Below are 12799 nucleotides of genomic sequence, written 5' to 3'. Positions count from 1 at the left end.
CGATGCGCAGAGATTGGCTCAGGCTTGGATGGTCAAAGGCCAGGCCAATGGCCCGGACAGACCCGCCGCCTTGCCCCCGTGGCAGGCCAGCCGATAGGCTGGGGCAAGGGTCTGCAAGGGGGGCCATCCATGACCATCACCCGGATCAGCGGCGCCGATATCACCGAAACGGTCCGCGCCGCGCTGCAATATATCGCCTGCTATCACGCACCCGACTATCTGGCCGAACTGTCGGCGGCCTATACGCGCGAGGAAAGCCCGGCGGCGAAATCGGCCATCGGGCAGATTCTGGAAAGCGCGCGTCTGGCGGCCCTGGGGCGGCGGCCGATCTGTCAGGACACCGGCATGGTGATCGTCTTTGCCCGCCTTGGCCAGTCGGTGGTGATCGAGGGCGACCGAACGCTGGCCGCCTGCATCGATGACGGCGTGCGGCTGGCCTATCTGGATGCGGGCAATCCGCTGCGCGCATCCATGGTGGCCGATCCGCTGTTCACCCGGACCAACACCCGCGACAACACCCCGGCGATCACCCATGTCGAGACCTGCCTTGGCAACAACCTGACCCTGCACATCGCGGCCAAGGGGGGCGGGTCCGAAAACAAGGCCCGCTATGTCATGCTGAATCCATCAGCCTCGGTCGCGGATTGGGTGGTCGATACGGTCGCGCAGCTGGGCGCGGGCTGGTGCCCGCCCGGCATGATCAGCATCGGCGTCGGCGGCAGTGCCGAAAAGGCGATGCTGATGGCCAAACGCGCGCTGATGGACCCGATCGACATGCCCGCGCTGCGGGCGCGCGGCCCGGTCTCGGCCGAGGAACGGATGCGGATCGACCTTCATGACCGCATCAATGCGCTTGGCGTGGGGGCGCAGGGCTTGGGCGGGGTGACGACGGTGGTCGATGTCAAGCTGACGACCTGCCCCACCCATGCGGCCTCGATGCCGGTCGCGCTGATGCCGCAATGCGCCGCGAACCGGCATGCCAGCGTCACCCTGACCGGCGACGGCCCGGTCTATCTTGACCCGCCCGATCTGTCCCTGTGGCCCCGCATCACCGGGTCCACCGAGACGACTGACCTGCTGCGGGTCGATGTGGACCGTCTGACCCGGGCGCAGATGGCCGAATGGGCGCCCGGCCAGACCCTGCTGATCAGCGGCCATATCCTGACCGGCCGCGACGCCGCCCATCAACGCATCGCCGACCTGCTGGCGCGGGGCGAGGCGCTGCCGTTCTCGTTGCGCGACCGGCTGATCTATTACGTCGGCCCGGTCGATCCGGTGGGTGACGAGGTGGTGGGGCCTGCCGGGCCGACCACCGCGACCCGGATGGACGGGTTCACCCGGATGATGCTGGATCAGGGCGTGCTGGGGATGATCGGCAAGGCCGAACGCGGGCCCGAGACCGTGGCGCAGATCGCGGCGGCGGGTGCCAGCTATCTGGTCGCCGTGGGCGGGGCTGCGGTGCTGGTCGCGCGGGCGATCCGGTCGGCGCGCCTGATCGCCTTCCAGGATCTGGGTATGGAGGCCGTGCGTGAATTCGAGGTCCGCGACATGCCGGTGACGGTTGCGGTGGACAGCCTTGGCCAGTCGATCCATGTGCTGGGCCCGGCAGAATGGCGGCGGGCACCCTGGCTGTCATAGGCGCTGCATATGGCCCCCATGACAAAGCTGTATTTCATCCCTTGCGCGCATCTGCGCCACAGTCGGGGCCTGTGCCCAAGCCTGCCGGAGGGACCGCCTTGCTGACGACCACGACCGACGCGTTTCAGGACATCCGAGAGGCGATCCGCAGCCTGTGCGCGGAATTTCCCGACGAATATCACCGCCGGATCGACATGGACCGCGCCTATCCCGAGGCCTTCGTCGATGCGCTGACCCGCGCCGGATGGATGGCCGCGCTGATCCCCGAGGAATACGGCGGATCGGGGCTGGGCCTGACCGAAGCCTCGGTCATCATGGAAGAGATCAACCGCGCGGGCGGCAATTCGGGTGCCTGCCACGGTCAGATGTACAATATGAACACCCTGCTGAAGCACGGGTCCGATGCGCAAAAGCGCGACATCCTGCCCCGGCTGGCCAGCGGCGAATTGCGGCTGCAATCGATGGGCGTGACCGAACCCACCACCGGCACCGATACGACGAAGATCCGCACCACGGCGGTGCGCAAGGGCGACCGTTATGTGATCAACGGGCAAAAAGTGTGGATCAGCCGGGTGCAGCATTCCGACCTGATGATCCTTCTGGCGCGCACCACGCCTCTGGCCGATGTGACGAAGAAATCCGAAGGCCTGTCGATCTTTCTGGTCGATGTGAAACAGGCGATGGCCGCAGGCATGGCGGTGCGCCCGATCCTGAACATGGTCAACCACGAGACGAACGAGCTGTTTTTCGACAATCTGGAAATTCCTGCCGAAAACCTGATCGGGCAGGAAGGTCAGGGCTTTCGCTATATCCTGACCGGGCTGAATGCGGAACGCGCGTTGATCGCGGCGGAATGCATCGGCGACGGCTATTGGTTCGTGGACCGGGTGACCCGCTATGTCGGCGACCGCGTCGTCTTTGGCCGACCGATCGGGCAGAACCAGGGCGTCCAGTTCCCCATCGCCGAAAGCTATATCGAGATCGAGGCCGCGAACCTGATGCGCTATAAGGCGTGCCGCCTGTTCGACGACGGCCAGCCCTGCGGGGCCGAGGCGAACATGGCCAAATATCTGGCCGCCAAGGCCAGCTGGGAGGCCGCGAATGCCTGCATCCAGTTCCATGGCGGCTTTGGCTTTGCCTGCGAATACGATGTCGAACGCAAGTTCCGCGAAACCCGCCTGTATCAGGTCGCGCCCATCTCGACCAACCTGATCCTGTCCTACATCGCCGAGCATGTGCTTGGCCTGCCGCGGAGCTTCTGATGGATCTGCCGCTGAAGGGGCTGAAGGTGGTGGCCGTCGAACAGGCGGTCGCGGCCCCCTTTGCCACCGCCCGGCTGGCCGATGCGGGGGCCGAGGTGATCAAGATCGAACGCCCCGAAGGCGATTTCGCGCGCGGCTATGACCGGGCGGCGGCGGGACAGTCCAGCTATTTCGTCTGGCTCAATCGCGGCAAAAGCTCGGTCGTGCTGGACCTGACCCAAGCTTCCGACAAGGCGCGCTTCACGGATCTGCTGGCCGGGGCCGATGTGCTGGTCCAGAACCTCAAGCGCGGCGCGCTGGCCCGGTTGGGGTTCGACCCCGAGGCCCTGGCCGACAGCCATCCCCGGCTGATCACCTGCGCCATCACCGGCTATGGCAACCAAGGCCCGATGGCCGACCGCAAGGCCTATGATCTGCTGATTCAGGCGGAATCGGGGCTGTGTTCCATCACCGGCGGCCCGACAGAACCCGCCCGCGTCGGCATGTCCATCGTCGATGTCGCCACCGGCGCCACCGCCCATGCCGCCATTCTCGAGGCGCTGATCGCGCGCGGGATCACCGGGCGGGGGGCGACCATCTCGGTCTCGATGTTTGATGTGATGGCGGAATGGATGACCGTGCCGCTGCTCAATCACGAGGCCGGGCAGTCGCCCGAACGGGTCGGTCTGGCCCATCCCTCGATCTCGCCCTACAGCGCGTTCGGGACGCGCGACGGACAGCTGGTGCTGATCTCGGTCCAGAGCGACCGGGAATGGCGCAAGCTGTGCCAGCTGTTTCTGGACCAGCCCGATCTGGGCCATGACCCACGCTTTGCCACCAATGTCGCGCGGGTGGCGAACCGCCCGCAGACCGACGGCATCGTTGCCGAGGCCTTTGCGCGGATGACCGGGCCCGAGGCGATGGCCCGGCTGCAACAGGCCGATATCGCGATGGCCTCGGTCAATGACATGGCGGGGCTGTCGGCCCATCCGCATCTGCGCCGCATCACGCTGGACACGCCGAACGGCCCGGTCCGGTGCCCGGCCCCGGCGCCGCTGGTGCGCCACGCCCCGCGCGATTATCGCGCCGTCCCGGCCATCGGCCAGAGGATCGATTAAGCGATGCCCATCGACCCGCCCACCCTGCAAGATCCGACCACCACCCAGGATTGGACCACCACCCAGGATTGGCCCGCCCTGCAGGACTGGATCGGCCGCACCGAGAAGGCCACCGAGGTGCTGACCGCAGCCCAGGTCCAGCGGTTTCTGGCGACATTCGATCGCGACGGCCCGCTGGATGACGGGGCTGACGCGCCGCTTCTGATCCATCTGTGCCTGACCCAGCCCGCCATCCGCGCCTCGGCCCTTGGCCCGGACGGGCATCCGGCGCGCGGCGGTTTCCTGCCACCCGTGCCCCTGCCCCGGCGGATGTGGGCGGGGGGGCAATTCACCTTCCACGCCCCGCTGCGGATCGGCGATCGGGTCACCCGGCAGTCGCGCATCCGCGACATCCAGCAAAAGCAGGGCCGCAGCGGGCCGTTATGTTTCGTCACCGTCGATCACCGGATCGAGGCTGCGGGCCGGCTGGCTGTCACCGAACGGCAGGACATCGTCTATCGCGGGGCGGATGGCCCCCCGGTTCCTGTCACGTCCGACACGGCCCCTGCGGGCGTGCATCAGCGGATGATCCGCCCCGACGCGACGCTGCTCTTTCGCTATTCCGCGCTGACCTTCAACGGGCATCGCATCCATTACGACGCCCCTTATGCCACCGGGGTCGAGGGCTATCCCGGCCTGATCATGCATGGCCCCCTGCAGGCCACGCTGCTGGCCCAGATGGCGGCGGATGTGGCGGGGCGGCCCCCGTCGATGTTCCGGTTTCGCAGTCTGTCGCCGCTGTTCGACACCGCCGATGTCATGCTGAACGCAAGCCCCGATGGCCCCGATGACCCCGACGGGGCAAACATGGCGCTGTGGACCGCCCGGCCCGGCGGCCCGGTGGCGATGCAAGCGCAGGCGTCATGGTAGGGTTTACCCCGGCAATCGCCCCGCTGTTCGTGCCCGCCGACCGTCCCGACCGGTTTGCCAAGGCCGCCCTGTCCGGGACCGATGCCGTCATTCTGGATCTGGAGGATGCGGTTGCGCCCGGCGCCAAGGACCGCGCCCGCGCGGCGCTGTGCTGCGATTTCACCGATCTGCCGGTCGTCGTGCGCGTCAACGCCATCGGCACGCAATGGTACCCCGACGACATCGCCGCCCTGCGCGCGCAGCCCGTTGCCGCCGTCCTGCTGCCCAAGGCCGAATGCCGCGCGGCGATCGAGGCGATGGCGGCCAGCCTGCCCGGTCTGGCGGTGGTCGCGCTGATCGAAACCGCGCGGGGTCTTGCCGCCGCGCGCGACATCGCGGCATCGCCCGCTGTGCGGCAACTGGCCTTTGGATCGATCGATTTCTGCGCCGATCTGGGCATGGATCACCGCCGCGACCTGCTGCTGCCCGCCCGGTCAGAGCTGGTCATGGCCTCGCGGCTGGCAGGGATCGCGGCACCTCTGGACGGGGTCACCGCGCAGCTGGACGACCCCGAACTGTGTCACGCGGACGCGGCCGAGGCGCGGGCCTTGGGCATGGGTGGCAAGCTGTGCATCCATCCCCGTCAGATCACGCCGGTCCGCCGCGCATTCCAGCCATCAGACGATCAGATCGCTTGGGCGCGACGCGTGCTGGCGGCCAGCACGGGGGCCGGGGATGGCGGCGCGGTGGCTGTCGATGGACAGATGGTGGATGCCCCGGTGCGCCTGCGCGCAAGGGCGATCCTGTCAGCGGCAGGGGGCTGAGCGGGGCGCGGCATCCTTGCCGGACCCCGCCCGCCGCGGCCCTCAGACCGTCCGCCCGCCATCGACCTCCAGGATCACGCCGGTGATGAATGCCGCCTCGTCCGAGCCCAGATACAGCGCCGCATTGGCGATGTCCTGAGGCTCGGACAGGCGGCCAAGCGGGATGGTCGCGATGAATTTGGCGCGGTTTTCGGGCGTGTCGGGCATGCCCATGAACTGTTCCAGCAGCCCCGTCACCCCCATCACCGGCGCGATCCCGCAGACGCGGATGCGGTCGGGGGCCAGCTCGACCGCCAGCGACCGGGTCATCAGGTTCACCGCGCCCTTGGACGAATTGTACCATGTCAGGCCGGGCCGGGGCCGGATGCCTGCGGTCGATCCCACGTTCAGCATCACCCCGCCCCCCTGCCCGCGCCAGACCGGCACGCAGGATTTCGTCATGTGAAAGATCGAAAGCACGTTGATGTCATAGATCTTGCGGAAGGTCGCCTCGTCGGTCTCCATCAGGGGCTGGTTGGGGTTGGTCCAGCCGGCATTGTTGACGACGATGTCCAGCTGCCCGAAGGCGCTCAGGGTCTGCTGCACCGCGGCCTCGACCTGATCGCCCTGGGTCACATCGCAGGTGACGGCGATGGCATTCGGACCCAGATCTTCGGCCACGGCGCGCGCACCTTGGGCGTTCATGTCCACGATGGCCACGCGGGCGCCTTCGCGGATATAGGTCTGGGCGATGCCCCGGCCAAAGCCCGAGGCGGCACCGGTGACCAGTGCGGTTTTTCCGTTCAGGCGCATATTGGCCCTCCTTGTCATTCTGGGATGATCAGCCGTGATTGTTCACGACGGTCTTGATATGCGAAAATTCCAGCAGCGCCGCGAAGCCCTTTTCGCGCCCGTGGCCGGATTTGCGGATGCCGCCAAAGGGCAGTTCGACACCGCCACCCGCGCCATAGCCGTTGATGAACACCTGACCGCAGCGCAGCGCCTTGGCCATGCGCTGCTGGCGCGCGCCGTCGCGGGTCCAGACCCCGGCGACAAGGCCGTATTCGGTGCCATTGGCGATGCGGATCGCATCGGCCTCGTCATCAAAGGGGATCAGGGTCAGCACCGGGCCGAACACCTCTTCCTGCGCGATGCGGGATGCGGGATCGCAGGGGCCGAACAGCGCCGGGGCGACATAGAACCCGGCCTTGGGCGCATCGGCACGGATCTGCCCGCGCCCCAGCAGCGGCGCGTCGGCAGCGTCGATATATCCCTCGACCCGCCGCTTTTGCCGGGCCGAGATCAGCGGCCCCAGCACCGCATCCTCGCCCGAGGGCGAGGCCGCGATCTCCTTGAACCGGGCGGTCAGATCGGCGGCCACGCGGTCATAGATGCTGCGCTGGATCAGCGCGCGGCTGCCTGCCGAACAGGTCTGTCCGCCATTCTGGATCAGCGCCTTGACGACGGTCGGGATCGCCGCGTCCAGATCGGCATCCTCGAAGATCACCTGAGGCGACTTGCCGCCCAGTTCCAGCGTGCAGCCGATGAAATTGCGCGCCGCCGCGATCTGGATCATCACCCCCACCTCGGGCGAGCCGGTAAAGGACATGAAATCGATGCCGCGATGTTCCGACAGCGCCTTGCCCGCCGTCTCTCCGCGCCCGGTCACGATGTTCAGCGCGCCGGGGGGAAAGCCCGCCTGCACCGCCAGTTCGCCGATCCGCAACGCGCTGAGACAGGCATCCTCGGCCGGTTTCAGCACCGTCGCATTGCCCATCGCCAGCGCGGGCGCGACCGAACGCCCCAGCATCTGCGCGGGGTAATTCCACGGGATGATATGGCCGGTGACGCCGTGGGGTTCGCGGCGCATCTCGACATTGTATCCGGCCATGAAGGGGATGACCTCGCCATGCACCTTGTCTGCCGCGCCGCCATAGAATTCGAAATAGCGCGCGGCGACCTGCATGTCGGCGCGGGCCTGAACGATGGGTTTGCCGTTATCGGCGCTTTCCAGCTGGGCCAGATCCTCGGCATGCTCAAGGATCAGCGCCGACAGCGTCAGCATCAGACGGCCCCGCTCCATCGCGGGCAGGCGGCCCCATTCGCCCGCGTCAAAGGCATGGCGGGCCGCAGCGACCGCAGCATCGATATCGGCGGCATCGCTGTCGGCGATGCGGGCAAAGGGCAGCCCGTCGATAGGCGACAGAACATCCATCTCGGCCCCCGAGGCCGCCGGGACGAAATCGTTGCCGATCAGGTTCAGCGGCCGGGGCAGCGCCAGTTTGCGGTCCGATACGGGAAGGTCTTTCATGCGTGCGCTCTTTCCGGCTCCAGCGAGCCTTCGGTAATCTCGCCGCGCTCGATCACAAGCGTGCGGTTCGCGAAACCGCGCAGCAGCGAGGGGTTGGATTCGGTGATGATCAGCGTGATGGTCCGGTCCGCATCGCGCAAGGCCCGAAGCGCTGCGGCGTAGCGCTGCGCCAATGCGGGGGCGAGGCCCTGGAACGGTTCGTCCAGCATCACCAGCCGCGTGCCAGACATCAAAGCCCGGCCCAAGGCGACCATCTTGCCCTGACCGCCCGACACATTGCCCGCCGGACGCCCGGCCATCTCGCGCAGTTCGGGCAGGATGTCATAGACGCGGTCCAGCCGCTTGCGCGTTTCGGCACCGCTAAGCCGGGCGGCCTGCGCGGGCAGCAGGATGTTCTCCTCGACCGTGAAGGCCGAGAACAGGCGCCGGTCCTCGGGGGAATAGCCGATGCCTAGACCCGGGCGCTTGGGCGGCGGCAGGCGGTCCAGCCGGATATCGCCGAAATGGATCTCGCCCTCGACGCGGGTGAATCCCATGATGCTGCGCAGAAAGGTGGTCTTGCCCGCCCCGTTGCGCCCGATCAGGGCCAGCGTCTCGGACGGGGCGATGCGGAAATCCAGATGCCGCAGGATCTGGATGATCCCGATCGAGGCCTGCACGTTGCGAAATTCCAGCATCAGGCGATCTCCTCTCCGATGACGTCGCGGATCACGTCGGGATGCGCCAGGATCTGCGCGGGCGTCCCGCGCAGCTGCACGCGCCCGGTGTTCCAGACGGCGACCTCGTCGGCATGGCGGCTGACGATGCCCATGTCATGTTCGACAAAGACCGAGGTAACGCGCGCCTTGGCCAGCGCCGCGATCAGGATTTCCATCACCTCGTGCTTTTGCGACGAGGCAACGCCCGAGGTGGGTTCGTCCATCAGCAAAAGACGCGGCTTCAGCGCCAGCGCGACGGCGATGTCGATCAGCTTGCGCTGGCCCTCGGACAGCTCGACGACCAGCCGGTCGGCCACATCGGCGCAGTTCACCATCTCCAGCAGGGCCATCATCTCGTCGCGCTGGCGGATGCGGTGCATGGGGCGCAGGGGGTTGCGCAAGCCTTCGCGCGCCGACACGGCGATCAGCAGGTTTTCCAGCGCGGTGTGTTCGGTGAACAGCTGCGGGATCTGAAAGGCGCGGGCCACGCCGCGCGCCACGATCTTGCGCGGCGGCAGTGGAGTGATGTCGCGCCCCTCGAACAGCACCTGACCGGATTTCGGCTTGATCCAGCCGGTGCAGATGTTCAGGAACGTCGTCTTGCCCGCACCGTTGGGGCCGATGATCGCCAGATTGCGGCCCGCCTCGATCGTCATGCTGACATCGTCGGCGGCGGTGATGCCGCCGAACTTGATGGTCAGGTTGCGGGTTTCCAGCAGGGGCACGGCGGCGGTCTGCGATGCGGTCATTTCAGAACCTTTCCTGCAGGACGGGCGCGCCCGGTCAGACCGTCCAGAATGCCCATGATGCCGCCCGGCGCGAACAGGATGATGACCAGCAGGAACACCCCCAACAGCAACTGCCAGATATCCGCCGCAAAGGCCGAGGCATAGATGCGCACGATTTCATAGACCAGCGCGCCGACAAAGGCGCCGCGCACCGATCCCGCACCGCCCAGCACCGCGATGAACACCATTTCCGCCGACCGCACCCACCAGACATATTCCGGGGTGACGACCCCTTGGGTCATGCCCATCAGCGACCCGCCGACCCCGCACAGCACCGCCGACAGGACATAGCCCGACAGCAGCACCCGGCGCGGCGACAGGCCCAGATATTCCAGCCGGGTCTCGTTGGTCTTCAGCGTCTGGAACAGCTGCCCCGCGGGCGAGGCCAGCCAGCGCAGCGTGAACCAGCCCAGGCCCACCATCAGCGCGATGGCCAGATAGAACAGGATCAGTTCGAAATCGGCGCGGCCCAGTTCGTGGCCCAGAACGGTGGGCCGGGTCAGGCGGATGCCATCGGCGCCGCCGGTGTAATGATAGAACTTTTCAAGGATCGACCAGAAGATCATCGAGAAGGCCAGATTGAGCATCCCGAAGAAGATCCCGCGATAGCGCACGACGAACAGCCCGACCAGCAGGCCCGAGACCGCCGCACCCAGAGCGCCCGCGATCAGCACCACGATCAGATCCGCCCCCGGCCATGCCGAGATCAGGAACGCCCCCGCATAGGCCGAGATGCCGAAGAACAGCGCATGGCCAAAGGACACCTGCCCGGCCCGCAGGATCACGGTGACGCCCAGCACCGCCAGCCCCTTGGCCAGCGCCAGATTGATCAGCAACTGCAGCTGCGGGACCACAAAGGGCACCGCGATCAGCGCCAGAATGCCAAGCGCCGTCAGCACATGCCGGGCGGGAACCCTGCCGGATGCCGGGGTCCGGGACGTTGGGGGATGGGACGCCACCGGGTGGGGCGCGGTCGTGTCGGGGGATCGAACGGTCATGCCGCCTCCTCAGATCTTGCGGGCGACGGGGCTGCCGAACAGCCCCTCGGGGCGCACCAGCAGCACCAGCACCATGATGAGATAGGGCACCAGAACGGCGACCTCGGGCCACAGATAAACGGCGAATGACCGCCCCAGCCCGATCATCAGCGCCGCCACCGCCGCGCCCTCGATCTGGCCCAGCCCGGCCGTGGCGATGACGGCAAAGGACAGAACGATCATGTCCGCCCCCATGCCGGGCAGGATCGAGGTCGTCGGCGAGGCCAGCGCGCCGCCCAGACCCGCCAGCACCGCGCCGACGATGAAGGTGAACAGGAACACCCGGTCGGCGTCGATGCCGATCGACTGCGCCGCCTCGCGGTCCTCGGTCGTGGCCAGGATCAGCTTGCCGATGATCGTGTGGCGCAGAAACACCCGCAGCCCCAACAGCAGGACCAGTGCCAGAACCGGCAACAGGATCAGCTGATAGACCGTATAGGTGACGCCCAGCACCGTGACATTGCCCAGGGCCTGCAGGGCGCTGGCCTGAAAATAGGGCTGCGTGCCCCAGACCAGCCGCTGCACGTCTTCCAGGATCATGAAGACCGCGAATGTGACCAGCAGCTGCAGCACCTCGGGCTTGTGATAGATGCGGCGCAGCAGCAGCCACTCGATCGGGCCGCCCAGCAGCACCCCCACCAGAATGGCCGAGACCAGCATCAGCGGAAAGGCAAGAACCGGCGCAAAGCCAAGCGACAGCATCCAGCCGGTCAGCGAGGCCGTGGCATAGGCCCCGATGGCATAAAGAGAGCCATGCGCCACGTTCAGGATGCGCATGACGCCAAAGATCAGCGTCAGCCCAAGCGCCACGATAAAAATCAGCGCCGCATAGGAAATGCCGTCGAACAAGGCCAGCAGGAAAAGGGTCAGGTTCATCCGGGCACCATTCTGGTTTCAGGGTCGGGCGGGGTCAGGGTTCGGGACGATCAGGGGCCGCAAGGATCGACCGGCGGGGGCCCATATCGGGGCGCCCCGCCGGACACGGCCTGTTCAGTTTTCGAAACTGTCGGACTGCACGCCATCCAGATAGGACGCGTCCAGCCCCCCGATCCATTCCAGCGAGACCTCGCCCACCGGCGGCAGCAGCTGCGCTCCATCATAGATCACGATGTTTTCCAGCGTCGCAAAGGGATAATCGCCGGTCTGCACGCTGGTGCCCATCAGCTGCGCCTCGACGCCCTGATTGTCCTCGCGCAGGGTGATCGGGCGACCGAAGGCCTGAAACTCCAGCCCCTCGAAGGCGGCCAGCAGCTGGTCTTCGGTCGGCCAGTCGACGCCATTGTCGGCGATGGCTTTTTCATAGGCGGCCTTCATCGCCTCCAGCGCCTGAGCGGCGTGGAAGACGGAATAGATCGGGATGCTGCCGGTCTTTTCCTGAAAGCCGGTCACGAAAGCCTGAAAATCCGCATCGTCACGGCGTTCGGGGTGCAGGAAATAATGATCGCCCCGCGCCCCCACGATATGGCCCGCAGGCAGGCTGCTGCCCAACCGCTGCAACGAGCTTTCGGCCAGCGGCAGCACAAAGGTCGAACTGTTCATCAGCCCGCGCTGAAACGCCTGCTGAACAAAGGTGTCCAGATCGCCCCCCCATGACGTGGACAGGATCACGTCGGGCTGCAGGGCCTGCAGACGGGAAATCTCGGCCGAGAAATCCGGCGCGCCGAATTTGGGAAAGAACTCTCCGACGATCTCGACATCGGGTTTCATCACCCGCAGCGCGTTGGAAAAGATGTCCCAGCTGTCGCGGCCCCAGGCATAATCCTGATTGACCACGGCGATGGTCTGGAAATCGGGCTTGGTCTGCAGCAGATAGACGACCGCCGCCATCATCTCGGCGGTGGCATTGGCCTGCGTGCGGAAGACATAGTCGTATTCGGCCTCTTCGAAGATGCGTTGCGTGCCGCAATCCCACATCAGGTTCGGCACCTGCAGATCCTCGGCCAAAGGCGCCAGCGTCTGGCAGTTCCCCGACGAGATCCCCGCCATCATCACCTCGGCCTGCCCGGCCACGCGGCGGAATTCCGATGTCAGCGCCTCGGCCCCGGCGCCCTCGTCGATATAGGTCATCCGGACCGGCACGCCGTTGATGCCGCCCGCCTCGTTCAGTTCGGCGACCATCATGTCCATCGCGTCGCGCGCCGGCACCCCGAAGACCGAGGCCGAGCCGGTCAGGAACGTCGTCATCCCCACCTGCAGCGCCTCGGGCTTGTCTTGCGCCAGCGCGGCCAGCGGTGCTGCGGCGCACAGGGCCGTGGTCAGCAGAAATCGTGTCATGGC

12 protein-coding genes are annotated in these 12799 nt (G+C 66.8%); 5 read left to right on the top strand and 7 right to left on the bottom strand.

Annotation, left to right across the window (positions count from 1 at the left end; all coding sequences use genetic code 11):
* The first annotated feature begins 129 nt into the window (after positions 1-129).
* The 5 genes from EG885_RS10005 (at position 130) to EG885_RS09985 (ending at position 5709) form a co-directional block, all read left to right on the top strand.
* On the top strand, positions 130-1638 hold the full coding sequence (locus EG885_RS10005) for a fumarate hydratase (protein ID WP_131574338.1): 1509 nt from the start codon (positions 130-132) through the stop codon (positions 1636-1638).
* A gap of 98 nt (positions 1639-1736) precedes the next feature.
* Positions 1737-2900, top strand: coding sequence for an acyl-CoA dehydrogenase family protein (locus EG885_RS10000; RefSeq protein WP_131574337.1), 1164 nt, complete (start codon positions 1737-1739; stop codon positions 2898-2900).
* Entirely contained in the window at positions 2900-3997 is a 1098-nt protein-coding gene (locus tag EG885_RS09995; RefSeq protein WP_131574336.1) for a CaiB/BaiF CoA transferase family protein, read from the top strand. The genes EG885_RS10000 and EG885_RS09995 overlap by 1 nt, the downstream gene beginning before the upstream one ends.
* A gap of 3 nt (positions 3998-4000) precedes the next feature.
* Positions 4001-4906, top strand: coding sequence for an HTD2 family dehydratase (locus EG885_RS09990; RefSeq protein WP_131574335.1), 906 nt, complete (start codon positions 4001-4003; stop codon positions 4904-4906).
* Positions 4900-5709 carry an HpcH/HpaI aldolase/citrate lyase family protein gene (locus EG885_RS09985; protein WP_131574334.1) on the top strand — a complete coding sequence of 270 codons (810 nt, stop codon included), beginning with the start codon at positions 4900-4902 and terminating at the stop codon, positions 5707-5709. The genes EG885_RS09990 and EG885_RS09985 overlap by 7 nt, the downstream gene beginning before the upstream one ends.
* A 42-nt stretch (positions 5710-5751) precedes the next feature.
* Here EG885_RS09985 and EG885_RS09980 read toward each other — a convergent pair whose 3' ends face one another.
* The 7 genes from EG885_RS09980 to EG885_RS09950 form a co-directional block, all read right to left on the bottom strand.
* Positions 5752-6501: an SDR family oxidoreductase gene (locus EG885_RS09980; protein ID WP_131574333.1), complete on the bottom strand. Its 750-nt coding sequence runs from the start codon at positions 6499-6501 to the stop codon at positions 5752-5754.
* A 28-nt stretch (positions 6502-6529) separates the two neighbouring features.
* Entirely contained in the window at positions 6530-7999 is a 1470-nt protein-coding gene (locus EG885_RS09975) for an aldehyde dehydrogenase family protein (RefSeq protein ID WP_131574332.1), read from the bottom strand.
* Entirely contained in the window at positions 7996-8676 is a 681-nt protein-coding gene (locus tag EG885_RS09970; protein WP_131574331.1) for an ABC transporter ATP-binding protein, read from the bottom strand. Before EG885_RS09970 ends, EG885_RS09975 begins: the two co-directional genes overlap by 4 nt.
* Positions 8676-9446 (bottom strand): ABC transporter ATP-binding protein, encoded by a 771-nt coding sequence (locus tag EG885_RS09965; protein ID WP_131574330.1) that lies wholly within the window; start codon positions 9444-9446, stop codon positions 8676-8678. The genes EG885_RS09970 and EG885_RS09965 overlap by 1 nt, the downstream gene beginning before the upstream one ends.
* Positions 9443-10483: a branched-chain amino acid ABC transporter permease gene (locus tag EG885_RS09960; protein WP_131574329.1), complete on the bottom strand. Its 1041-nt coding sequence runs from the start codon at positions 10481-10483 to the stop codon at positions 9443-9445. Before EG885_RS09960 ends, EG885_RS09965 begins: the two co-directional genes overlap by 4 nt.
* A 9-nt stretch (positions 10484-10492) precedes the next feature.
* Complete coding sequence (locus EG885_RS09955) at positions 10493-11398, bottom strand: branched-chain amino acid ABC transporter permease (protein WP_131574328.1); 906 nt, start codon at positions 11396-11398, stop codon at positions 10493-10495.
* 114 nt (positions 11399-11512) lie between these two features.
* Positions 11513-12796: an ABC transporter substrate-binding protein gene (locus EG885_RS09950; RefSeq protein WP_131574327.1), complete on the bottom strand. Its 1284-nt coding sequence runs from the start codon at positions 12794-12796 to the stop codon at positions 11513-11515.
* Between the last annotated feature and the right edge of the window lie 3 nt (positions 12797-12799).

The organism is Paracoccus nototheniae (assembly GCF_004335005.1).
GTDB lineage: Bacteria > Pseudomonadota > Alphaproteobacteria > Rhodobacterales > Rhodobacteraceae > Paracoccus > Paracoccus nototheniae.
This window is presented reverse-complemented; position numbering and strand designations above follow the sequence as displayed.